The sequence below is a fragment of the Acidovorax sp. GW823-FHT01C06 genome, assembly GCF_058798375.1.
The window spans coordinates 222,162-243,243 of record NZ_JBXAKN010000010.1 but is presented as its reverse complement, the minus strand read 5'-3'; the positions used below and the strand labels follow the sequence as shown (position 1 = coordinate 243,243).

Annotated in this window: 21 protein-coding genes; 9 read left to right on the top strand and 12 right to left on the bottom strand. The window is 69.1% G+C overall.

Features of this window, described 5'->3' with window-relative positions:
- Positions 1-112 precede the first annotated feature (112 nt).
- Genes AC1RCS_RS20130 through AC1RCS_RS20115 form a run of 4 tightly spaced genes read left to right on the top strand, consistent with a single transcriptional unit; the run spans position 113 to position 2,306 of the window.
- Positions 113-1,072, top strand: coding sequence for a LysR substrate-binding domain-containing protein (locus AC1RCS_RS20130; RefSeq protein ID WP_369641877.1), 960 nt, complete (start codon positions 113-115; stop codon positions 1,070-1,072).
- A gap of 18 nt (positions 1,073-1,090) precedes the next feature.
- Positions 1,091-1,642, top strand: coding sequence for a helix-turn-helix transcriptional regulator (locus AC1RCS_RS20125; protein WP_218341909.1), 552 nt, complete (start codon positions 1,091-1,093; stop codon positions 1,640-1,642).
- Positions 1,642-2,058 (top strand): VOC family protein, encoded by a 417-nt coding sequence (locus AC1RCS_RS20120; RefSeq protein WP_218341908.1) that lies wholly within the window; start codon positions 1,642-1,644, stop codon positions 2,056-2,058. Before AC1RCS_RS20125 ends, AC1RCS_RS20120 begins: the two co-directional genes overlap by 1 nt.
- Complete coding sequence (locus AC1RCS_RS20115) at positions 2,055-2,306, top strand: hypothetical protein (protein ID WP_492245527.1); 252 nt, start codon at positions 2,055-2,057, stop codon at positions 2,304-2,306. The genes AC1RCS_RS20120 and AC1RCS_RS20115 overlap by 4 nt, the downstream gene beginning before the upstream one ends.
- A 76-nt stretch (positions 2,307-2,382) precedes the next feature.
- Here the strand turns inward: AC1RCS_RS20115 and AC1RCS_RS20110 are convergent, their stop codons facing one another.
- Entirely contained in the window at positions 2,383-3,477 is a 1,095-nt protein-coding gene (locus AC1RCS_RS20110) for a tartrate dehydrogenase (protein ID WP_492245528.1), read from the bottom strand.
- 125 nt (positions 3,478-3,602) lie between these two features.
- Here AC1RCS_RS20110 and AC1RCS_RS20105 point away from each other — a divergent pair, with 125 nt between their 5' ends.
- Positions 3,603-4,532: a LysR substrate-binding domain-containing protein gene (locus AC1RCS_RS20105; RefSeq protein WP_492245529.1), complete on the top strand. Its 930-nt coding sequence runs from the start codon at positions 3,603-3,605 to the stop codon at positions 4,530-4,532.
- An 84-nt stretch (positions 4,533-4,616) separates the two neighbouring features.
- Here AC1RCS_RS20105 and AC1RCS_RS20100 read toward each other — a convergent pair whose 3' ends face one another.
- Positions 4,617-5,540, bottom strand: a complete 924-nt coding sequence (locus AC1RCS_RS20100) for a LysR substrate-binding domain-containing protein (RefSeq protein WP_492245530.1) — start codon at positions 5,538-5,540, stop codon at positions 4,617-4,619.
- Between the two features lie 99 nt (positions 5,541-5,639).
- Between AC1RCS_RS20100 and AC1RCS_RS20095 the strand changes: the two genes are divergently transcribed.
- Positions 5,640-6,653 carry a zinc-dependent alcohol dehydrogenase family protein gene (locus tag AC1RCS_RS20095; RefSeq protein WP_492245531.1) on the top strand — a complete coding sequence of 338 codons (1,014 nt, stop codon included), beginning with the start codon at positions 5,640-5,642 and terminating at the stop codon, positions 6,651-6,653.
- Between the two features lie 121 nt (positions 6,654-6,774).
- Here the strand turns inward: AC1RCS_RS20095 and AC1RCS_RS20090 are convergent, their stop codons facing one another.
- Both AC1RCS_RS20090 and rpsU read right to left on the bottom strand, forming a co-directional pair.
- Positions 6,775-7,221 carry a GatB/YqeY domain-containing protein gene (locus AC1RCS_RS20090; protein ID WP_218293854.1) on the bottom strand — a complete coding sequence of 149 codons (447 nt, stop codon included), beginning with the start codon at positions 7,219-7,221 and terminating at the stop codon, positions 6,775-6,777.
- Between the two features lie 220 nt (positions 7,222-7,441).
- A complete protein-coding gene (rpsU, locus tag AC1RCS_RS20085) occupies positions 7,442-7,654 on the bottom strand; it encodes a 30S ribosomal protein S21 (RefSeq protein ID WP_005799779.1) in 213 nt (70 codons plus the stop codon).
- Positions 7,655-8,046: 392 nt separating this feature from the next.
- Here rpsU and AC1RCS_RS20080 point away from each other — a divergent pair, with 392 nt between their 5' ends.
- Positions 8,047-11,325, top strand: coding sequence for an EAL domain-containing protein (locus AC1RCS_RS20080; RefSeq protein WP_218340618.1), 3,279 nt, complete (start codon positions 8,047-8,049; stop codon positions 11,323-11,325).
- Between the two features lie 28 nt (positions 11,326-11,353).
- On the opposite strand, the gene AC1RCS_RS20075 is transcribed toward AC1RCS_RS20080, so the two are convergent.
- The 3 genes from AC1RCS_RS20075 to AC1RCS_RS20065 form a co-directional block, all read right to left on the bottom strand.
- A complete protein-coding gene (locus AC1RCS_RS20075; protein ID WP_218340619.1) occupies positions 11,354-11,668 on the bottom strand; it encodes a hypothetical protein in 315 nt (104 codons plus the stop codon).
- 100 nt (positions 11,669-11,768) lie between these two features.
- Positions 11,769-13,058, bottom strand: a complete 1,290-nt coding sequence (locus tag AC1RCS_RS20070; protein ID WP_218340620.1) for a BaiN/RdsA family NAD(P)/FAD-dependent oxidoreductase — start codon at positions 13,056-13,058, stop codon at positions 11,769-11,771.
- 48 nt (positions 13,059-13,106) lie between these two features.
- Positions 13,107-14,309 carry an ABC transporter substrate-binding protein gene (locus tag AC1RCS_RS20065; protein WP_369641884.1) on the bottom strand — a complete coding sequence of 401 codons (1,203 nt, stop codon included), beginning with the start codon at positions 14,307-14,309 and terminating at the stop codon, positions 13,107-13,109.
- Between the two features lie 144 nt (positions 14,310-14,453).
- On the opposite strand from AC1RCS_RS20065, the gene AC1RCS_RS20060 reads away from it, so the two are divergent.
- Positions 14,454-14,948: a DUF4124 domain-containing protein gene (locus AC1RCS_RS20060; RefSeq protein ID WP_492245532.1), complete on the top strand. Its 495-nt coding sequence runs from the start codon at positions 14,454-14,456 to the stop codon at positions 14,946-14,948.
- Positions 14,949-14,967: 19 nt separating this feature from the next.
- Here the strand turns inward: AC1RCS_RS20060 and AC1RCS_RS20055 are convergent, their stop codons facing one another.
- Positions 14,968-16,101 carry a sterol desaturase family protein gene (locus tag AC1RCS_RS20055; RefSeq protein ID WP_218293860.1) on the bottom strand — a complete coding sequence of 378 codons (1,134 nt, stop codon included), beginning with the start codon at positions 16,099-16,101 and terminating at the stop codon, positions 14,968-14,970.
- A 102-nt stretch (positions 16,102-16,203) separates the two neighbouring features.
- On the opposite strand from AC1RCS_RS20055, the gene AC1RCS_RS20050 reads away from it, so the two are divergent.
- Positions 16,204-16,692: an acyl-CoA thioesterase gene (locus tag AC1RCS_RS20050; RefSeq protein WP_218293861.1), complete on the top strand. Its 489-nt coding sequence runs from the start codon at positions 16,204-16,206 to the stop codon at positions 16,690-16,692.
- A gap of 65 nt (positions 16,693-16,757) precedes the next feature.
- Here AC1RCS_RS20050 and AC1RCS_RS20045 read toward each other — a convergent pair whose 3' ends face one another.
- From AC1RCS_RS20045 to ybiB, 4 genes are all read right to left on the bottom strand, one after another.
- Entirely contained in the window at positions 16,758-18,203 is a 1,446-nt protein-coding gene (locus AC1RCS_RS20045; RefSeq protein ID WP_492245533.1) for a cellulase family glycosylhydrolase, read from the bottom strand.
- Positions 18,204-18,384: 181 nt separating this feature from the next.
- Positions 18,385-19,098, bottom strand: a complete 714-nt coding sequence (locus AC1RCS_RS20040; RefSeq protein ID WP_218293863.1) for a methyl-accepting chemotaxis protein — start codon at positions 19,096-19,098, stop codon at positions 18,385-18,387.
- Between the two features lie 183 nt (positions 19,099-19,281).
- Positions 19,282-20,103: a uroporphyrinogen-III C-methyltransferase gene (gene cobA / locus AC1RCS_RS20035; RefSeq protein WP_218293864.1), complete on the bottom strand. Its 822-nt coding sequence runs from the start codon at positions 20,101-20,103 to the stop codon at positions 19,282-19,284.
- Positions 20,100-21,023, bottom strand: a complete 924-nt coding sequence (gene ybiB / locus AC1RCS_RS20030) for a DNA-binding protein YbiB (RefSeq protein WP_492245534.1) — start codon at positions 21,021-21,023, stop codon at positions 20,100-20,102. The genes cobA and ybiB overlap by 4 nt, the downstream gene beginning before the upstream one ends.
- Positions 21,024-21,082: the final 59 nt, after the last annotated feature.

Below are 21,082 nucleotides of genomic sequence, written 5' to 3'. Positions count from 1 at the left end.
TGGGGTCGGGAGCCGCCATTGTTCAGAACCGGTGCATAACAATCCAATGAAGATATGGACTGGCTTCATTGCCTTGAAGTAATGTATCGAGCCCGCCAGAAAGAAGACCACGATGGCCAAGATCGACCGCGTACTGCGCTCCAACCTCAAGCTGCGCCACCTGCAGATGCTCGTGGCGCTCGACCAGTTCCGCCACCTGGGCCGCGCGGCGGAGTTCCTGTCGGTCACGCAGCCGGCGGTCTCCAAGACGCTGGCCGAGATCGAGCGCATGTTCGGCCTGCCGCTGTTCGAGCGCTCCACGCGCGGCACCGAGCCCACGGCCGCGGGCGCGAGCGTGGTGCGCTTCGCCCGTTCGGTGCTGGCGGGGTATGACCGCACGCGCGACGAAATCGCCGCCGAGGCCAGTGGTGCCGTGGGCCGCACCAGCGTGGGGGCCATGGTGGCGGCCACGCCGGTGCTGCTGGCGCAGGCGGTGGAGCTGCTCAAGGCGCGGTCCCGCCGCACCACGGTGCTGATCGACGAAGGGGACCTCACGCGCCTGCTGCCCAAGCTGCGCCTGGGCGAGTTGGACCTGTTCGTGGGCCGCCTGGAGCCCGGCTATGCCTCGCCCGACCTGGAGACCGAGGCCCTGTATGGCGACCCCATGGTGGCCGTGGCGCACCCCACGCACCCCCTGGCCCGCAAGCGCAAGGTCGGGTGGGCCGAGGTGGCCGCGCAGCCGTGCGTGCTGCCCCCACCCTGGGCGTCGCTGCGGGTGAAGCTGGAACAGCAGTTCTTCGCGCACGGCCTGCACCCGCCGCAGGACATCATCGAATCGGCGTCCTTCCTGTCGCAGATCAGCTTCGTCCAGCAGCGCGGCGCCGTGGCCTTCATGGCGCGCACGGTGGGCCGGCATTACGCCGCGCAGGGGCTGGTGGCCGTGCTTGCGCTGCCCGTGCCGGTGGACCTGCCTCCGGTGGGGCTGATCACGCTGCGCGGGCAAAGGCCCACACCCACCACGGGATTGCTGGTGGAATGCTTGCGGGAGGTGGCCGCGGGCATCCAGGGAAAGGGAACGCGGCGGCCGCGGTGAAGGCGATATGCTGTCCTCATGCCGCCCGTGACTCCGGATCTCATTCCCCCGCGCGAAGACCCCGCCGGCCTGCCGTCCACGCCGGACGGGACCGGCGCGCAGCAGGACCCGGCCCTGCTGCGCCGCCTGCTGCGGGCGAAGGACCACATGGACGCCGCCTCGCACGAAGCGTGGCCGGTGAAGCGGCTGGCCCGGGTCAGCGGCGTCTCCGACGCCCATTTCGCGCGCTCGTTCCGGCAGGCCTTCGGCATTCCGCCGCACCGCTATTTGCTCACCCGGCGCATCGAACAGGCGACCACGCTGCTGCGGGACACGGACCTTCCCATCACGGAGATCGCCTATGCCACCGGCTGGGAAAGCCTGGGCACTTTCGGCCGCACGTTCCGGGACGTCACCGGAAAAAGCCCGAGCACCCTGCGCATCGACGCCCGGCACGAGGCGCAGCAGCTGGGCAGCGTGCCCGCCTGTTTTCTGAAGGCCGCGCAGCGCCCGGACCTTGCCACCGCAGTTTCGGAGAAGCGCCGCCGCCTGGCGGAGGGTACAAACCGGCCCTCAACCAAGGAGATGTGATGAGCCAAGGTATCGGTGTGGTGGGTGTGTATGTCAACGACCAGGACGAAGCCCTGGCGTTCTATGTCGACAAGCTCGGATTCCGCGTCCACACGGACGTGCGCAATGGTGCCTACCGGTGGCTGACGGTGCAGCACCCCGAGCAGCCGGCGTTTCAGCTCGGGCTGTTCACGCCGGGGCCGCCGATGCACGACGAGGCCACGGCCCAGGCGTTGCGCGCCATGGTGGCCAAGGGGGCGATGCCGCCGCTGGTCCTGCATGTGCGCGACTGCCGCGCCGCATACGCGCACATGCGCGCCCAGGGCGTGGAGTTCACCCAGGAGCCGGTGGACCGGTTCGGCCAGGTGGATGCGGGGTTCCGCGACCCGGCGGGCAACGGCTGGAAGATGATCCAGGCCGCGGGAGGCCCGCAATGAGCCGGGGCCAGGGCGTGCGGCGGTTTCACCGCTGGGTGTCGATGGCCTTCACGCTGGCCGTCGTCGCGAATTTCGCGGCGATGGCCCTGCGGGAGGGCAGCCCGCCGCCCTGGGTGACCTATGCGCCGCTGCCCCCTCTGGGCCTGCTGCTGCTGACAGGGCTGTACCTGCTGGCGCAGCCCGGCCTCCAGCGGTTCGGGGCGTGGTGGTCTTCTGCAGGGGCGCGGCAGGCTCCGCCGCCCGTGTGAACCCACGCCGGCACTGCGCGCGGCCCGGCGCAAATGCCGTGCGCGGGCACGCGCCCCGGGGGCGCGGGGCGAGGGCCTACCCCTTGGAAACCAGCGCCGCGATGGCCGCGCCCACCTGCGTGGTGTCGGCCGAGCCGCCCAGGTCCGGCGTGCGCGGCCCGCTGCGCAGGACCTCCTCGATGGCCGCCACGATCGCATCGTGCGCCTGCCGCCCAGCGCCCTGGCCCTGGGTGAGGAAGTCCAGCATCAGCGCGCCCGACCAGATCATCGCGATGGGGTTGGCGATGTTCTTGCCGTAGATGTCCGGCGCCGAGCCGTGCACGGGCTCGAACAGGCTGGGGAACGTGCGCTCGGGGTTCAGGTTGGCCGAGGGCGCCAGGCCGATGGTGCCCGTGGTGGCGGGGCCCAGGTCGGAGAGGATGTCGCCGAACAGGTTGGTGGCGGCCACCACGTCGAAGCGCCCGGGCTGCAGCACGAAGCGCGCGGTCAGGATGTCGATGTGCTGCTTGTCCAGCGTGATCTCGGGGTAGGCCTTGGCGACTTCCTCGGCGCGCTGGTCCCACCAGGGCATGCTGATGGCGATGCCGTTGCTCTTGGTGGCCAGGGTCACGTGCTTGCGCGGGCGGCTCTGGGCCAGGTCGAACGCGAACTTCAGCAGGCGGTTGGCGCCATGGCGCGAGTAGACCGATTCCTGGATCACGATCTCGCGGTCGGTGCCTTCGTACATGATGCCGCCGAGCGAGGTGTACTCGCCCTCGGTGTTCTCGCGCACCACGTAGTAGTCGATGTCGCCGGGCTTCCTGCCCGCCAGCGGGCAGGGCACGCCCTCGAACAGGCGCACGGGGCGCAGGTTGATGTACTGGTCGAATTCGCGGCGGAACTTGAGCAGCGACCCCCACAGCGAGACGTGGTCGGGCACGGTGGCGGGCCAGCCCACGGCGCCGAAGAAGATGGCGTCCATGCCCGAGAGCTGGGCTTTCCAGTCGTCGGGCATCATTTTTCCGTGGGCGGCGTAGTAGTCGCAGCTGGCCCAGTCGATGGTGGTGGTCTCCAGCGGGATGCCGAAGCGCTGGGCGGCGGCCTGCACCGCGCGCAGGCCTTCGGGCATGACTTCCTTGCCAATGCCGTCGCCGGGGATGACGGCGATCTTGTAGGGGGTGTTGGTGCTCATTCGGGGTCCTTGGTGCCTGGGGAAGAGAAAGAAGGGAAAAGAAAGGCAGGGGGAATCAGCACGGATTGTTTGGCAGTGCGGCAAAAAATACAATCCGGCAACTGTGCTCATATTCTTCACACATCGTGCATAAAAATCCGGCCACCGACGACCTGCGCGTGTTCACCGTGGTGGTGCGCAAATCGAGTTTTGGCGACGCGGCGGCGGAGCTGGGCACCTCGCCCGCGTACGTGAGCAAGCGCATCCGCCTGCTGGAGCAGGAGCTGGCCGTGAAGCTCCTGCACCGCACCACGCGGCGCGTGGCCGTGACGGAGGAGGGCGAGCGTGTCTTCCACTGGGCGCAGCGCATCCTGGACGACATGGATCAGTTGCTGCAGGAGGTGGCCATCACCCGGCGCGAGCCGCGTGGTCAGCTGCGGGTGAGCAGCAGCTTTGGCTTTGGCCGCCAGATCGTGGCGCCCGCGCTGTCGCGGCTGGTGGAGCAGCACCCCGGCCTGCAGGTGCGGCTGGAAGTGTTCGACCGGCTGGTGGACGTGGCCGGCGAAGGGTTCGACCTGGACGTGCGCGTGGGCGACGAGATCGCTCCGCACCTGATCGCCCGCCGTCTGGCGGACAACCACCGCGTGCTGTGCGCGGCGCCCGCCTACCTGGCGAGCCACGGCACGCCGCGCGCGCTGGCGGAGCTGTCCAGCCACGACTGCCTGGTGATCAAGGAGCGCGACCACCCGTTCGGCGTGTGGCGGCTGCGCAGCGGCGCGGTGGACGAGACGGTGAAGGTGCGCGGCCCGCTGTCGGCCAACAATGGCGAGATGGCGGTGCAGTGGGCGGTGGACGGGCGCGGCATCGTGCTGCGCTCGCTGTGGGACGTGGGGGCGCACCTGCGTGCGGGAAGGCTGGTGCAGGTGCTGCCCGACTGGCGGCAGGAAGCCAACGTCTGGGCCGTGTACCCGACGCGGCTGGACCGCTCGGCCAAGGTGCGGGTGTGCGTGGAGTTCCTGGAGGTGTACTTCCGCCAGGAAGCGGGGCGCCTGCAGGGCATGCCCGGGACGGCCTGAGGCCGGCCGGGGCTGCCATGGGTCGGCGCGGCGCGGCGCGGGCGCCGCTGCCAGTGCCGCCCCACGGCGGCCCGCGCCCGCCGTTCAGCGGGCTCCGAGCAGCGCGGGCAGCTGCGCGGCCAGCGCGTCGATGACGACGCGCGTGCGCCGTGGCAGGGCGCGCGCCTGGGGCCAGACGGCGTGCAGCTCGTAGCCGAAGGGGCGCGCCTCGTCGAACACCTTCACCAGCGTGCCGGCGGCCACCGGCTCGGCCGCCAGCCACTCGGGCAGCCGCGCGATGCCCAGCCCCGCCGCCGCCGTGGCGGCCACTACTTCCAGGCTGTCGCAGCGCACGCGCGCGGGCACCGCGAACGTGCGCGGCTCGCCCGTGGCGTCATCGCTGTAGTGCCAGGGCTTGAGCCCGTCGTCGCGTCCGTAGCTGGCGAAGGCGTGGCGGGGCGCCTCGGCCTGCAGTGCCGCCCAGCTTGCCGGCCGGCCGTGCCGCGCCAGGTAGTCCGGCGCGGCATACAGGCCCATCCATTGGTGCCCGAGCGGGCGGGCCGCGAGCGTGCTGCTGTCGTCCAGCACCCCGCTGCGGATGGCCAGATCGATCCGCTCTTCCACCAGGTCCACCCGCCGGTCGCTGAAGTGCAGGTCCAGCCGCAGGCCGGTGTGCTCGCGTGCCAGGCCCAGCAGCACGGGCGCGACGCAGGCGCGGCCGAACAGCGCCGGCATGCTCATGCGCAGGGTGCCCACGGGCTCGTGGCGGCCGGCCTCCACGGCGGCATCGGCCGCGTCGAGTTCGGCCAGCGCGCGGCGGCAGCGTTCGTAGTAAGCCTGTCCGTCGTCGGTCAGGCTCTGGCTGCGCGTGGTGCGGTGGAACAGCCGCACCCCGAGCCGCTGTTCCAGCCGCGCGATGCCCTTGCCCACCGCTGAGCGGGTGCGGTGCAGCCGCGCCGCCGCCAGCGCGAAGCTGCCGGCCTCCACGGCCGCCACGAAGGCCTCGATTCCCTGCAAACGTTCGTTCATTGGAGAATTTTGCTATCCAGCGATGGGAAAAACAAGAAACACTGGCATCCATAAAGCTCCAATAGCATCGAAATCTCTTTCTTTCCCTGGAACTCGACGATGCACGACACACCCGCTACCCTCCAGCGCTGGCAACTGCCCCGCTTCGGCCTCGCCCACCTGGAGCGCACCGAGGTGCCCATGCCCGCGCCCGGGCCGAGCCAGATCCTGGTGCGCACCGAGGCCGTGGCCCTCAACTACCGCGACCTGCTGATGGCGCAGGACGGCATGGGCATGCCGCTGGAATTTCCGTTCACCCCCGCCTCGGACCTGGCCGGCACGGTGTTGGCCGTGGGCGCGGGCATCACCCGCTGGCGCCCCGGCGACCGGGTACTGAGCACCTTCTGGGGCGGCTGGCTGGAGGGCGAGCGCCCTGCCGCTGCCGTGGCCCTGGGCGCGCCGGGGCCGGGCATGCTGGCCTCGCACGTGCTGCTGGAGGCGGACTGGGCGGTGGCCGCGCCGGCCACGCTGGGCGCCGCCGCCGCGAGCACCCTGCCCATCGCCGGGCTCACGGCCTGGTTCGCGCTGGTGGAGACCGGCCACGTGCGCGCCGGGCAGGCCGTGCTCATCCATGGCACCGGCGGCGTGGCGCTGTTCGGCGTGCAGATCGCGCGCCAGCACGGGGCCGTGCCCATCGTGGTCTCGGGCGATGCGGGCAAGCGCGAACAGGTGCTCGCCCTGGGCGCCGCCCATGCGCTGGCGCGCGAGGCCGACTGGCCCGCGCAGGTGCGGGCGCTGACCGGGGGGCAGGGCGCCGACCATGTGCTGGAGACGGTGGGCGGCCCCAACCTGGGCCGGTCGATGCAGGCGCTGCGCCACGGCGGGCGCGTGTCGGTCATCGGCACCCTGGCCGGCGACACGGTGAGTGCGTCGGTCTACAGCTTCCTGCTGGGGCGGGCCACCGTGCAGGGCATTGGTGTGGGCCACCGCCGCGCGCTGGAGGACCTGGTGCGCGCGGTGGATGCCACCGGGCTGAAGCCGGTGATCGCGGGCGAGTATGGCGCCGACGAAGCGCCGGCTGCTTTCGCGCACCTGCAGCGCGGCGCGTTCGGCAAGGTGGTGGTGCGCTTCTGAGCGGGTGCGCCAAGGAGCGTGTGGATGCGAGATTTCAAGTAAAAATAGCCACCGGCGCTTGTCGATCAAGCGCTGGCAGCTATTGAATTGATAGTAAATCGCCGGGTGGCGAGGCGGGCGGTCAGCCGGCGAGCGCGGCCTTGACGGCGGCGGACACCTGGCCCATGTCGGCCTTGCCGGCCAGGCGGGTCTTGACCACGCCCATGACCTTGCCCATGTCGCCCGGGCCCGCGGCGCCCAGCTCGGCCACGATGGCCTTGACGGCGGCCAGGGTCTCGTCGGCCGACATGCGCTCGGGCAGGTAGGCCTGCAGCACGGCCATCTCTGCCTTCTCCTTGTCGGCCAGGTCCTGGCGGCCCGCGCCCTCGAAGGCGGTGATCGAGTCCTTGCGCTGCTTGATGAGCTTGTCCACGATGGCGACCACGGCCGCATCGTCCAGCACGATGCGCTCGTCCACTTCCCTTTGCTTCATCGCGGCCTGCAGCAGGCGGATGGTGCCCAGGCGCTCGCTGTCCTTGGCGCGCATGGCGGTCTTCATGTCTTCGGTGATCTGGTCCTTGAGGCTCATGATGGCTTCCTTTTTATGGGGTTTCAGACAGGGACGGAGGGTTTGCACAAAGCCCCTCTGGCCAGGCGCAGCGCCGCAGACAGTAGTCTTCTTGCTACGGCAAGGCGCTGCAACGACGCCAGAGGGGCTTTGTGCAAGCCCGGAAAAGCAAAAACCCGCGCTTGGCGTCCCTAGCGCGGGTTCTGGGACCCAAGCAAGAAGGCTTGGGGCCGAAGATCCATCAGTACATCTTCTTGGGCAGTTGCATGCTGCGAACGCGCTTGTAGTGGCGCTTCACGGCGGCTGCCTTCTTGCGCTTGCGCTCGGCGGTGGGCTTCTCGTAGAACTCACGGGCGCGCAGGTCGGTCAGCAGGCCGAGCTTTTCAATGGTGCGCTTGAAGCGGCGCAGGGCGACGTCAAAGGGTTCGTTTTCTTTTACGCGGATCGTAGTCATTAGCTAATGGTTTCCAAAATGTTGCCCGCAGAGGGTCTTGGGGAGATCGGGCCTCAAGACCGTGCGTGGCGGTTTCCCCGTCTGTAACTAGTATTTGGCCGACGGGGCATTGCCAGCAAAGCCGGAGATTATAGCTGAAGCGGGTTCCGCCTTGGGGTGCTTCGTGCTTCCCCCCTCTCGCGGCACGGGCGGCTGGGCTCCGCCAATCGCCCGGCACGGGCTCCCTGGCAGGGCCGCGCCGACTTTCCGGGGGGCGCGGCGTCGGCGAATCGGGCGCATCGCAGGCGGATCGGCGAAATGGCGTGGAAATTGCTTCATGTTGTAACACTCATCTTCCACCGTCGGTGGGCTGCCCGGGTCATCCGCCCGGGCAGGCCTTCGCCGCAGACACCATGGCATTCATGCACCGCGTATCGGGCTGGCTGGGCCGCCTCAGTGTGGGCCGCAAGCTCATGCTCATCTATCTGCTCGACCTGTCGGCGGTGATCTATGTCTCCAGCATCCTGATCCACGAAAAGTACGTGGCCATCGATTTCACGCGCAAGGAAATCGTGGGCACCACCTATGCGGCGGTGCTGCGCGACGGGCTCATGGGGCAGTTCCTCGATGCATCGCAGCAGCCGCCGCTCGTGGCGGACGTTCTTGCGCGGCTGGCGGGCGTGCGTGCGGCCCACGACGAGCAGCTGCATACCGAGGAGCAGGGCGAGCGCTTCAGCGGGGTGCTGCAGCAGCTGGCCGCCCACCCGCCGGCGGCCACCGATGCGCCGTCCCTCACCCGGCTGCGCAGCCAGCTGCTGCGCGACGGCCGAGAACTGCTCACCACCGTGGGCAACCAGTCCAACCTGATCCTGGACCCGGACCTGGACAGCTACTACGGCATGTCGCTGGTGGTGCTGCGCTTCCCCGAGCTGCTGCAGGCGGTGCACGACACCGTGGTGTTTCTCCATGCCGCGCCCGCGGGGCGCGGGCCGCAGTGGTCTTCCGAGCTGCTCACGCTGGTGGGCCGGCTCGACGCGGTGATGCAGGGCATCGAGTCGGACTACAACCAGGCCTTCATCGCGGGCTCTCCCGAGATGCGCACGGCCCTGATGGGCCAGCGCGAGGCGCTCAAGGCCTCGCTGGAGAGCTTCCAGGCGCTGCTGCAGGGCGTGGCGGCGGGCGAATCGCGCCTGACCCTGGCCCAGGTGGGGGCGCAGCAGGCGCAGGTGCTGGGCGCCCTGCGCGATGCCTGGGCGGTGGGCATCGTCGACCTGGAGCGGTTGCTCAACCGCCGGGTGGACGGGCTGTACGCGCGCATGTGGCTGCACCTGGGCACCGCGCTCGTGCTGCTGGGCTGCATCCTCTCTCTGGTGACGCTGGTGGCCCGGCAGATCGCCAAGCCGCTGCAGCAACTGGCGCGCGTGGCCGATGAGGTGCGCAAGAGCGGCGACCACACCCTGCGGGCCCACTGGAGCAGCAGCGACGAGATCGGCCGGCTGGTCACGGCCTTCAACGACATGCTGGCCCAGCTGGACCGCGAACGCCTGCTGCAGCAGGAGCTGGCGGCCAGCGCCCGCGCGGCCGAGGCCCAGCGCGAGCTGGTGGAGGCCTTCCCCATCCCCATGGTCGTCACCTCCATCCCCGAGCACGAGGTGCTGCATTCCAACGCCCCCGCCGCCCACTGGCTCAATGACCGCAAGACCGACCCCTGGGCCGCAGGGCTGGAGCCGGGCGTGCGCGCGCGCTTCTTCCAGCGCCTGGCGGACCAGGGCTCGGTGGACGAGTTCGAGGTGCGCTGGAAGGGCAGCCCCGAGCCCTCCTGGGCGGTGCTGTCGGCGCGGCGGCTGCAGTTCCAGGGGCGCGACTCGGTGCTCACGGCCTTCACGCCCATCAACGTGCTCAAGGTCATGGAGCAGCGCCTGGAGCTGTGGGCCAAGGTGTTCGAGGCGTCGTCCGAGGGCATCATCATCATGAATGCCGACCAGCAGATCATCAGCGTGAACAAGGCGTTCTGCCGCAGCACGCACTACGACTTCTACGAGGTGCTGGGCGAAGATCTGGGCTTCCTGCTGGAGGAGTCCGGCGGCGAGCCCCTGTCCACCCAGATCCGCCGCACCATGCTCGACAAGGAGTCCTGGCAGGGCGAGGTGCGGTTTCGCCGCCGTTCGGGCGAAACCTACCCGGCCTGGCTCATGGTGTCGGCCGTGCGCGAGGGCAAGGGCGGCGGCGCCGTGGCCAACCACATCGGCATCGCCATCGACATCACGGACCGCAAGCGCAGCGAGGAACGCATCCAGTTCCTTGCGCACCACGACGTGCTCACCGAGCTGCCCAACCGCTCGCTGTGCGTGCAGCGCCTGCAGCTGGCGCTGGCGCAGTCCAGCGTCACCGGCGAGAAGGTCGCCGTGTTGTTCATCGACCTGGACCGCTTCAAGGCCATCAACGACACGCTGGGCCACCACATCGGCGACGGGCTGCTGCGCTCGGTGGCCGGGCGCCTCACGCAGGCCGTGCGCAGCCGCGACACCGTCAGCCGCCTGGGCGGCGACGAGTTCGTGGTGGTGATGCGCGACGTGGCCGGGCGCGAGGACGTGCAGCAGCTCGTGGAGCGGCGCCTCATCCCCCTCATCCGCCAGAGCCACCCGGTGGAGGGGCATGAACTCAATGTGTCATGCAGCGTGGGCATCGCCGTGTACCCCGAGGACGGCGGCGACATCGACGAGCTGATGCGCCGCGCCGATGCGGCGATGTACGAGGCCAAGACCACGGGCCGCGACATGGCGCTGTTCTATTCGGCCGAAACGGACCAGCGCGCGCTGGCCCGCCAGTCCATGGAACAGCACCTGCGCCGCGCGCTGGAGCGCCATGAGCTGAGCCTGCACTACCAGCCCCGGGTGAGCGCCAAGAGCGGCGGCCTGCTGGGGGTGGAGGCCCTGCTGCGCTGGAACAGCCCCACGCTGGGCGCCATCCCGCCCAGCGAGTTCATCCCCATCGCCGAGGAGACCGGCATGATCCGCGCGATGGGCGGCTGGGTGCTGCAGCAGGCCTGCGAGCAGTGGGCGCGCTGGCAGGCACCGCCCGCCGGCCATCCCGCCGGGCGTGCGCCGGCCCACCCGCTGTCGGACGTCTCCATCTCGGTCAACCTCTCGGCCGCGCAACTGGCGGACCCGCAACTGGTGGCCGACATCGAGGCGCTGCTGGCCCGCACCGGCATGCCCGCCCACCGGCTCGAACTGGAAATCACCGAGTCGCAGCTCATGGACAACGCCCACGCGGCCGAGCAGCAGCTGGCCGCGCTCAAGTCGCTGGGCGTGCAGCTGTCCATCGACGATTTCGGAACCGGCTACTCCAGCCTGGCCTATCTGAAGCGCTTTGACATCGACCGGCTCAAGGTCGACAAGTCCTTCGTGCACGACATGCTGAGCAACCCCGCCGACATGGCGATCACGCGGGCCATCATCGCCCTGGGCCACACGCTGGGGCTGCGCATCGTGGCCGAGGGCGTGGAAGACCTGGCCACGGCCCAGGTGCTGAGTGCGCTGGACTGCGAGGAGCTGCAGGGCTACCACTTCAGCCGCCCGCTGCCGCCCGAGGCCCTGCTCGCCTGGGCATTGCAGCACTGCGTGCTCCATGGCGCGCCAGTGCGCGGGCTGGCTTCCGAGTGCATTCAGCCAGCCTCGCTGGCCGGATGATGTCTCCTCAATGCCGCCGTGGTCCCCATCATGCGAGCCGGATGTGCAGCGCAACGGCGAGCCCGACCAGGAGGGCGCCTGGCGAGAAATTGCCCAGACACAGGGAGAGGCGAGAGGTCGAACGGCCCGAAATGCGCGAGTCGGCCCGCAGGTAGGCGTCACCTTCTTCGGTGAGCAGCCACCGCACCATCACCGCGCCCCCGGCCAGCGACCCCATGCCCAGTGCCGCAAGGATCGCGATGAAGATATTCCCGGCCATGCTTGCGGCCGGTACAAGGGCGATCAGCGCGCCCGTGGCCGTGGCAGCCGCTTGCCACCTCTCCGCGCGTTCGAATCCGTCCATGCCGAGGCTCCCCATGGCTGGTAAAGCGTTTGTTTGTGTGTCTGACCGGAGTGCAGGAGCCATCCCCGGGGAGCCACCTGCACAGGCGTCCTCCGCCGCCTCAATGCGCCGCCAGCGGCAGCGCCTGCGCGCAGGCATGGGCGCTGGCCCAGGCCCACTGGAAGTTGTAGCCGCCCAGCCAGCCCGTCACGTCCACCACTTCGCCAATGAAGTACAGGCCCGGCTGCGTCTTGCACTCCATGGTCTGCTGCGACAGCACGCGCGTGTCCACGCCGCCGAGCGTGACCTCGGCTTTCTTGTAGCCCTCGGTGCCGGTGGGCGTGAGCTCCCAGCGCGCCAGCTGTTCGGCCAGCCGCGCCAGGGCCTTGTCGCTGGCCTCGTTGATGGGGCGCTGCCAGTCGGCCTCGCGCTGGGCCCAGGCGTCCGCCAGGCGGCCCGGGACGAGGGCGGCCAGCTCGTTGGCGATCAGCTTGCGCGAACGGGCCTTGCCCTGCGCCAGCGCGGCGGGCAGATCCACCGTGGGCGCGAGGTCGATGACCAGCGGCGTGCCCTCCTGCCAGTAGCTGGAGATCTGCAGCACGGCCGGGCCCGAGAGGCCGCGGTGGGTGAACAGCAGGTCTTCGTCGAAGGCCATACGGGCTTTCTTGGCACCGGTGCTGATTTGCACCGGAAGCGCCAAGCCCGCGAGTTGCGCATACGGCGCCCAGCCCGCGCCATCAAAGGTCAGCGGCACCAGACCCGGGCGGCGTTCGATGAGCGGGATGTTGAACTGCTGCGCCAGCCGGTAGCCGAAATCGGTCGCGCCGATCTTGGGAATGGACAGCCCGCCCGTGGCGATCACCAGCGAGCGCGCCCGCACCGGGCCCCGGTCGGTATCAATTTGATAGCTGCCAGCGCTTGATGGATCAGCGCCAGGGGCTGAAAACACTATATTCTTGACCGCACAAGGCTGCCAGTGCGTCACCTGGCCCGCCGCGCACTCGGCCAGCAGCATGGCGATGATGTCCTCGGCCGAGCGGTCGGCGAACAGCTGGCCCTTGTGTTTTTCGTGGAACGCGATGCCGTGTTTTTGTACCAGCGCGATGAAGTCGGCGGGGGTGTAGCGCGAGAGCGCCGAGCGGCAAAATTGCGGGTTCTGCCCCACGAAGTGCTTGTGGGGCGCGGCGGGATCGAGGTCGCGGTTGGTGAAGTTGCAGCGCCCGCCGCCCGAGATGCGGATCTTCTCGGCCACCTTCTCGGCATGGTCGATCAGCAGCACCTTCAGGCCCCGCTGGCCCGCCTGGGCGGCGCAGAACAGGCCGGCGGCGCCGGCGCCGATGATGACTACGTCGAATGGAGGGGAGGAAGCGTGGGGCACGGTGGGGCGAAGGCGGCGTTGGCGGGCCGCCATTGTCGCCGCAGCGTTCGCACGGGGCGGGTAGGCCCCTCGAACCGGTGCCTATTGCCGGTACACGCCACCCGAGCCCACCACCGCGATGTCCACGAAGTTCGAGCCGTGGTGGTTCTGTGCGCTGAACTGGTAGCCGTAGCCGCCCAGGTCCAGGTTGCCCAGCCCCTGCATGGCCTGCACCAGACTCGCGCGCGTCACGCCGGGCCCCGCTGCGCGCAGGCCCTCGATGAGCACGCGCGCATCCATGTAGCCGGTGTAGCGGTCGTAGTCCACGGGCTTGTCGTGGCGCTTCATCGACGCCTGGAAGTCCCGCGTGAGCGCGATGGTCGGCCGGCTGGGCGAGGGGCCCGTGCGTGCCACGGCCAGGCCGCGCGCGTCTTCGCCCAGCGCCCGCAGCACCGCCGAGCCCGCGCCCAGCGATAAGGTATACACCGGCACGCCCAGATGTGCGCGGTTGGCGCGCACGTACGCCACCACCGGAGGGCCCGCCGCCACCAGCAACACGGCCTGTGGCTTGTGCGCGGCCAGCGCCTTGGCGGCATCGGCGGCGTCCTGGCCTTTGGGGTCCAGCGCGTGCGAGCCCGCCATGGTGGCGCCTTCGGCCGCGATCGTTTTTTCAACCAGCGGCAGCAGCAGCTTGCCGAAGTCGTTGTTTTCGTAGGCGACGGCAATGCGCAGGGTCTGCACCGCCACCAGGTTGCGCACGATCCTGACCAGCTCATCGGCATAGCTGGCGCGCGTGGTGAACAGGTACGGGTGCTGCTGCGCGCGCACCGCCGGGCTGCCGGTGTACACGGAGATCAGCGGCAGCCTGGCCTGCGCGAGGTAGGGCAGCAGCCCGATGACCTGCGAGGTGCCCGACACGCCGAACAGGGCCACCACGCCTTCTTTTTCACTCAGCTGCACGGCGTTTTCCAGCGTGCGGCGCGGGTCGAAGCCATCGTCCATGGTCACCAGGCGGATCTTGCGTCCCCCGATGCCGCCCTTGGCGTTGGCGTCCTCGATGGCGGCATCCTGGCCTTCATGGATGGGCTGCAGAAACGGTGCCATGCCGCCCGACAGCGCGGTGGACCTGCCGATCAGGATGTCGCCCCTCACGTCTGCGCGGGGCTGCGCCTGGGCCATGGCCGGCAGTGGCGACAGCGCGGCGGCGGCCCAGCACAGCAGAGTGCGGCGGCATGGGCCGAAGGGGGCGTGGGCGGCGCTGGCGGCAAGGGCGAGGCGGGCGTCGGAGGGCGGCACAACGGGCATGGGGTCTCCAGGGGCGGCAGGGGGAGCCCATGGTAGGAAGGTTGCCGCGCGGGCGGCCACGGGGTTTCCCCGCAAGCACCGTCGCCCGGGGGACTGGCCGCGCGGGGCGTTAGCATGCGCCATCCATCCGCCAAGGACTGTTCCATGAATCCGATCCGCTATGCCGCCTGCGCCCTGCTGTTGCTGCTGCTGGGCTTTCTGGCCCCGGCCTGGGCCATCAACAAATGCACGGACGCCGATGGCAAGGTGTCGTTCCAGGACGGGCCCTGCCCGGGCCAGGGCGAGAAGGTCGAGGTGCGGCCCGCCATGCAGGGCGCCACCCCCGTGCAGCCTGCCCCTTCCACCGCGAAGGAAGGCGCCTTCGGCGCGACCTGGCAGCGCAAGCACTATCTGCAGAACCAGGGCGTGCCCCAGGCGCGCGCGGCCGTCGAGCGCAGCCAGCAGGAATGTGCGGCCACGGCGCCGGATACCGCCGTGGCCCACGCCGGCCCGCTGCGGCGCAGCACCCTGGCCTCAGGCTCCCAGTTCGCGCAGGAGCGCGCCGCCGGTGCCGACAAGGACAAGGCCGCGTGCGAGGCGCGAACCAACGAGCTGCGCAACCAGCTGAAGTCGCTCGAAGCCGAGCTCGGCAAGCTGTAGTGCGTCGGACGAACCCGCCTCACCCTTTCCAGGTGAACGGGAACTTGAACTGCTTGACGAACCCGTTGGGCACGTAGTCGCCCAGCACGCCATAGTGCTCGGGCCAGAGCTTGGTGCTTTTCACGGCGGTGCCGAACAGGTAGTCGAGAAACGCGAAGTGCGCCGCGTAGTTCTTGTCCAGCGCCTCCTGGTCCTGGCTGTGGTGCCAGTGGTGGAAGTTGGGCGTGACCAGCACGTAGCGCAGCGGCCCCAGGCGCACGCTCACGTTGGCGTGGTTGAACACCGCCTGGAAGCCGACGACCACGATGTAGGCGTCGATCACTTCCTTGGAAAAGCCCAGCACGTAGATGGGCGCGAGCACCAGGGTGCGCGTGATCAGCAGCTCCAGGATGTGCTGGCGCGAGCCGGCCATCCAGTCCATGCTTTTCACGCTGTGGTGCACGGCGTGCAGGCGCCACAGCAGCGGCACCTCGTGGTAGGCGCGGTGTGTCCAGTACTGCACGAGATCGGCCACGAGCACGATGAGGAACAGCGCCACCCAGAAGTTCAGGCCCTGCACCCAGCCGCGGATGCCGTCGTTGGCGGCCCAGCCGAAGAACTTGTGCACCAGCAGGTTGGTGGCCAGCAGCACGAAGCCCACCACCATGTGGTTCACGATGAAGTGGTGGAAATCGGTCTGCCACTCGGCGCGGAAGATAGGCTGGTCCTTGCGCAGCGCGAACAGCTTCTCGATGAAGATGAAGATCAGCGAGCTGCCCAGCAGGTCGAGGATGAACCAGTCCAGGCCGATGTAGGGCGTGTTGTCGGGAAAGTTCGGGTCCACCTCCACCTTGTGGCCGCCCAGGAAGGCGGCCAGCGCCACCATGGCGAAGGCAAACGTGGCCAGCCAGCGCGAGCGGTTGAACAGGATGTTGACCAGCGAGATGCCGCCCGCGATCGCCATGGCCGCCAGCATGATGGTGCGGATCACCGTCACATCGTAGCTCTTGCGCAGCTGTGGCGTGGTCAGGTATTCGGGGAAGTGGAAGGCCAGCACGCCCAGGAAGCACAGGATCGCGAGCGTGAGCGCGATCACGCCCGACACCAGTCCGCGCCCCGTGCGCAGCGCGCCGTGGCTTTCGGTGAATTCATTGAGCTTGTCGATTTCGAGCATGTTTTCCCTCCGGCACCCGGTGCCTTGAACTGGCTTGTGTGGCGGGAGTGTAGCGGCCGTGGCGTTGTGCCGCCGAGACGGTGCGGCCCCTAGAATCGCGGCATGAACATCCCTTCCCACCAACTCAGCATGACCGTGCTCATGTCGCCCGACATGGCCAATTTCTCGGGCAATGTGCACGGTGGCGCCATTCTCAAGCTGCTGGACCAGGTGGCCTATTCGTGCGCCAGCCGGTATTCGGCGTGTTACGTGGTCACGCTCAGCGTGGACCAGGTGATGTTCCTGCAACCCATCCATGTCGGCGAGCTGGTGACCTTCCTGGCCAGCGTGAACTACACGGGGTCATCGTCCATGGAGATCGGCATCAAGGTGGTGGCCGAGGACATCCGCTCGCAGGTGGTGCGCCATGTGAACAGCTGCTTTTTCACCATGGTGGCGGTGGATGAATCGCGCAAGCCGGTGACGGTGCCGGCGCTGTCGCCGTCCACGGCCGACGAACGCCGCCGCTGGGAAGCGGCCCTGCTGCGCAAGGCGCTGCGCAAAGAGCTGGCGCAACGCTTCCAGCAGGTGCGCGAGTCGGCGGGCACCTGACGGCTTGATGGACGGGCTGGCTGGAGGTATGTGCGCCGCCGCGCGACGGCGGCGCGGGGTGATGATCAGCGGACGGCGCAGAAGCCGAATTCGGCCGCCGCTCCGGGAGAGAGCGTCTTGTTCCAGTCCACGCCAGAGGCGTTGAGGTTGCTGCCCGCCTGGGACCAGGTGGCGTTCCACAGGTTGTTGACGGTGCCGCTCACCGGGACGGTGATGGCCCAGTTGCCCTGGGTGGTGCCCGTGTTCACGATCTGGACCCGCTGGCAATAGCCGGAACCCCAGTCGCTGTCCGTCGTCTGCAGGACGGAGAAGTTCGCGGCCGGGGTGGGCGTTGGCGTCGGGGTGGGGGTCGGAGTCGGCGTAGGGGTTGGCGTGGGTGTGGGTGTGGGCGTGGTTGCATCGCCCCACAGCCGTTGCAGCAACTGGACCTTGTCGGCGCGCACGGTGGTCCAGTCGTCGTCCAGGATGCCGCCCGTGTCGCCACTGTTGGGGTTCCACGACCAGTAGAAGCCGCTGCGCATGCCCTTGCCGACCATGTAGTCCACCAGCGCGTTCTGCCACAACACGTCGCGCGCATCGCCGCGGCCCAACTTGCCGCCGAACTCGCCCAGCATCACGGCATGACCGGCCTGCACGAACTGGCCGAAATGCTGCTCCCAGATGGCCGGCATGTTGCTCGGGAAATTGGCGGCATTGAAGTAGGGCTGCACGTAGACGTCCGGCCCGTAGGTGTGCGGCGCCAGCAGCAGGCGGTTGGCCGGGATGTTCAGCGGCGTGCAGGCCAGGGGTTCCAGATTGCCGCCCCAGAAGTGCGCGTTGCCGCCCGAGCAGCTGGGGTTTTCGCCGATGCCTTCCACCGCGATCAGCCACTGGGGCGCCACCTGCAGCACGGCCGCCGCGGCGCGCTCGGCCGCGCGGTTCCAGTCGGTGGCGTTGTTGCCGGTGCCCCAGGTGGCCGCGCCGTGGGGTTCGTTCTTGATGTCGATGCCGATCACGCCGGGCACGCCCGCATAGCGCTGCGCCACAAAGGTCAGGTCGCTGATCCACTGTTGCTCGCTGTAGCCCGGGGTGTACCAGAGCTCGCTGATGGTCTGGCAATCGGGGGTGTGGTGGTCCAGCAGCACATACATGCCGCGGTTGCTCAGCTCGCCGACGACCTTGTCCATCACCTGGATGGCCGACAGGCCCTGCAGGTCGGCATTGCGGCCGTAGTCGATGCTGCTGGGCGTGGCGGAGCCATGCAAGGTGGCGGGGCAGAAGGGCAGGCGCACGGCGTTGAAGCCCTGCGCCTGCATCTGCGTGATCATGTCGGTCCAGTTGCGTGCCCACAGGCCGTGCACCACATGGTTGTTGGTCTCGAAGCCAAACCAGTTCACGCCGCGCAGCTGGATGGCCTTGCCCGCACCGTCCAGCACCTTGCCGGCGTTGATTTCGTAGCTCCAGGCCGCGCTGGCGCTGGCCAGCAGGCAGCCGGCCAACGCCAGGCTCTTGCACAGGGTGGTGATCTTCATGGCTCGCGCATCTCCCGAAAATGGTGTTGTGTCTGGCAGTCAGCGGGAAGGCCCCTGGCGGGCGGGCCTGCGCTCTCGCAGTGTGGGCGCCCCGCGCACCGGCGGCGTTTCCATGGATGCCAATTGTAAGAGGCTGTTCGCGGTCTTCCGGGACGTTCGCGCCATCTTTGCGGAATGGGGGTCAGGCCGCGTTGCGGGTGCGGCCTGCCAGCGACACGGCCTGCAGCGAAAGGCCGTCGATTTCATGGGTGATGCCCGAAAGCACGTTCGCCACCACGGCAAATTCCCGCCCGTGCTGGCCCGCGCGCGCCGCCATGACCTGCGCATTGAAACTGACCACCTTGGCCTCGCGGGCCACCGTCTGGATGGACTCCACGATGCCCGCCAGTTCCTTCATGAGGGTTTCGGACTGGGCCTTGCCCACCTGGTCGAACACCGTGGTGGCGGTGTTGAGTGCCTCCAGCACGCCGTCGGTGGTCTCCACCAGCCGCGCGAGCACTTCCTCGACGCGTGGGCTGCGGCGCTCCGTCAGGTCCAGCGCGGTGGCGACCTGCTGGGCAAAGGCATCGATGACGGTGCCCACGCCTCCGGGCTGCCCATACACCTTGCGGATGCGGTCGGCGTCGGGAGCGTTGAAATGGCGGGGCGTGTCCACCAGCCGGGCCTGGCTGGCGGTGAACAGGGCCAGGGTGCCGCGCGCGGCCTTCAGGTGCAGGTCGCTGCCGCCGGCGGCCAGCACGGTTTGCAGCACCATGCGCTGGGACAGCATGCGCTGGCGGGCGGCGAGGTTGACCAGCGACATCTCGGCATCGCGTGCCGCCGGTGGCGAAGGCATGGGCAGGGTGGAAGGCGGTGCGGACGTGCCCGGGCGTGGGGAGAGGGAATAGGCTGCCATGGTGGTCCTTGTGCTCATTGCATTCAGATACATACTTCAAGCAATAGCCGGGCCAGCGCGTGGCCGCCGGATGGCCGCCGTGCGGGGGGACGATGGGACCGCCAGCGGTGTGCCGTTGGCCGTGGGGCGCATGGTGCGGCGGCCCCGGCCGGGACCGTGGGGAGACGGCGTGGAGTCCGCGGCCTACACGGCGCGGCGCGCCAGGGGAGCGTCCTGCGATGCCAGGGCCACGCCGCGCACCACATCGCCCACCACGATCACCGACGGGCTGGCCAGCCCTTCGTGGGTGATGGTGGCATGCAGCGCTCCCAGCGTGGTCACGGCCTGCCGCTGGTGCGGCAGGCTGGCGTGCTGGATGATGGCCACGGGGGTGTCGGCCGGCAGGCCGGTGAGCAGCTCCTGCTCGATGGTGGCAGCGCCACTCACGCCCATGTAGATCACCAGCGTGAGCCTGGCGTCGCGGGCCGTGGCGGCCAGCTGGCGCCAGTCGGTGCCCGCGTCGCCGGGCTTGGCGTGGCCGGTGACGAAGACCACGCCGTGGGCATGCTCACGGTGGGTGAGCGGTGCGCCCAGCGAGGTCAGGCCCGCCAGGCCCGCCGTGATGCCGTTGACCACGGTGACCGGCACACCCGCTGCGCGCAGGTGCTCCACTTCTTCACCACCACGGCCAAAGATGAACGGGTCGCCGCCCTTGAGGCGCACGACGTTCTCGCCTTCGTTCACCGCCATCAGCATCAGCTTTTCAATGAAGGCCTGGGGGGTGCTCTTGCAGCCGCCGCGCTTGCCCACGTAGATGATGCGTGCCGTTGGAGATGCGTGGGCCACGATGGCATCGCTCACCAGGTCGTCCACCAGCAGCACGGTGGCTGCCTGGATCGCCTTGAGGGCCTTGATCGTCAGCAGCTCCGGGTCGCCCGGGCCCGCGCCGACCAGCGTGCAACTGCCGCCGGTGCCCAGGTGGGGCTTGGAGGGGGGCAGGGTGGCGGGGGGTGTGGGGCGGCTCATGGGGATGTCTCCGAAACTGTTTGATCGGCAAGTTGCAAGATATGTTCCACCTGGCGCGCAATCGCGGGTGGAACCGGCAACTCACCCGCCAGCACGCGGCGCGTGTAGGTGGCGGTCGTGGCGACGTCGATCTCGGCCGGCAGGCCCGGCACCTCGCTGGCCGTGCCGGGCTGCTGCGCTTCCAGCACCTTGTGCACGCCGTGCACGAAACCGTCGTAGCGGGGCGTGCGGCGGGGGTCGGTGGCGACCTCCCCTTCCAGGCCGCGCGAGAGCAGCGCGCTCATGCCCAGCGTGTGGAAGGTGGTCTGCAGCATCTCGAAGTATTCAGGATGGGTGTAGGCCGTGACCACCACCGAGGGCCCTGCGCACGGGCTCATCAGCTTGACCACGCTGTGCCCCGGGTTGCGCAGGCCTACCACCTCGCGCACCGACAGCAGGCGCGCCAGGCCCGCGTGCAGGTGCTGGGTGTGGATGTGGCGCACCGTGCCATTTGCTATCTTTTCGGGAGCTGTCAGCGCAGGTACATCGAGGGCCAGCAGCACATCCGATGCCAGAATGCGGCGCGCCTCGGTGCGCATGCCATGCAGCAGCACGGGCAGGCCCTCACGTGCCAGCAGCAGGGCCAGCAGCGGTGTCAGCACCGGCAGCTTGCGCGCACCGTTGTAGCTGGGCAGCACGATGAGCGGGCGGTCGGTGGCGGGCAGCAGGGCCAGGCGCTGGTGCGTGGCATCGAGAAAGCCGCACATCTCCTCCGAGGTCTCGCCCTTGATGCGCATGGCCAGGCAAAAGGCGCCGATCTCCAGGTCGCTCACCTGCCCATCCAGCACCTGGCCGAACAGATCCGTGGCCTGCGCGCGCGCGAGTGGCTTGGCGCCGCGCGCGCCGCGCCCGATCTCCTTGATGTACTGACTGATGCCCATGGTATTTTTTTGCGGGACTTGTGAAACAGGGCTCCAGCGTCGTTATTTCGGCTTGCCGT

Bases quoted from the DNA above. Each gene is read 5' to 3' on its own strand.
- AC1RCS_RS20070 (WP_218340620.1), bottom strand. From the start codon at position 13,058: ATGGCGGCCCGCCAACGCCGCCTTCGCCCCACCGTGCCCCACGCTTCC.
- cobA (WP_218293864.1), bottom strand. From the start codon at position 20,103: ATGAGCCGCCCCACACCCCCCGCCACCCTGCCCCCCTCCAAGCCCCAC.
- AC1RCS_RS20075 (WP_218340619.1), bottom strand. From the start codon at position 11,668: ATGGACGGATTCGAACGCGCGGAGAGGTGGCAAGCGGCTGCCACGGCC.
- ybiB (WP_492245534.1), bottom strand. From the start codon at position 21,023: ATGGGCATCAGTCAGTACATCAAGGAGATCGGGCGCGGCGCGCGCGGC.
- AC1RCS_RS20115 (WP_492245527.1), top strand. From the start codon at position 2,055: ATGAGCCGGGGCCAGGGCGTGCGGCGGTTTCACCGCTGGGTGTCGATG.
- AC1RCS_RS20055 (WP_218293860.1), bottom strand. From the start codon at position 16,101: ATGCTCGAAATCGACAAGCTCAATGAATTCACCGAAAGCCACGGCGCG.
- AC1RCS_RS20095 (WP_492245531.1), top strand. From the start codon at position 5,640: ATGCACGACACACCCGCTACCCTCCAGCGCTGGCAACTGCCCCGCTTC.
- AC1RCS_RS20040 (WP_218293863.1), bottom strand. From the start codon at position 19,098: ATGGCAGCCTATTCCCTCTCCCCACGCCCGGGCACGTCCGCACCGCCT.
- AC1RCS_RS20100 (WP_492245530.1), bottom strand. From the start codon at position 5,540: ATGAACGAACGTTTGCAGGGAATCGAGGCCTTCGTGGCGGCCGTGGAG.
- AC1RCS_RS20060 (WP_492245532.1), top strand. From the start codon at position 14,454: ATGAATCCGATCCGCTATGCCGCCTGCGCCCTGCTGTTGCTGCTGCTG.
- AC1RCS_RS20120 (WP_218341908.1), top strand. From the start codon at position 1,642: ATGAGCCAAGGTATCGGTGTGGTGGGTGTGTATGTCAACGACCAGGAC.
- AC1RCS_RS20130 (WP_369641877.1), top strand. From the start codon at position 113: ATGGCCAAGATCGACCGCGTACTGCGCTCCAACCTCAAGCTGCGCCAC.
- rpsU (WP_005799779.1), bottom strand. From the start codon at position 7,654: ATGACTACGATCCGCGTAAAAGAAAACGAACCCTTTGACGTCGCCCTG.
- AC1RCS_RS20065 (WP_369641884.1), bottom strand. From the start codon at position 14,309: ATGCCCGTTGTGCCGCCCTCCGACGCCCGCCTCGCCCTTGCCGCCAGC.
- AC1RCS_RS20110 (WP_492245528.1), bottom strand. From the start codon at position 3,477: ATGAGCACCAACACCCCCTACAAGATCGCCGTCATCCCCGGCGACGGC.
- AC1RCS_RS20125 (WP_218341909.1), top strand. From the start codon at position 1,091: ATGCCGCCCGTGACTCCGGATCTCATTCCCCCGCGCGAAGACCCCGCC.
- AC1RCS_RS20045 (WP_492245533.1), bottom strand. From the start codon at position 18,203: ATGAAGATCACCACCCTGTGCAAGAGCCTGGCGTTGGCCGGCTGCCTG.
- AC1RCS_RS20080 (WP_218340618.1), top strand. From the start codon at position 8,047: ATGGCATTCATGCACCGCGTATCGGGCTGGCTGGGCCGCCTCAGTGTG.
- AC1RCS_RS20090 (WP_218293854.1), bottom strand. From the start codon at position 7,221: ATGAGCCTCAAGGACCAGATCACCGAAGACATGAAGACCGCCATGCGC.
- AC1RCS_RS20050 (WP_218293861.1), top strand. From the start codon at position 16,204: ATGAACATCCCTTCCCACCAACTCAGCATGACCGTGCTCATGTCGCCC.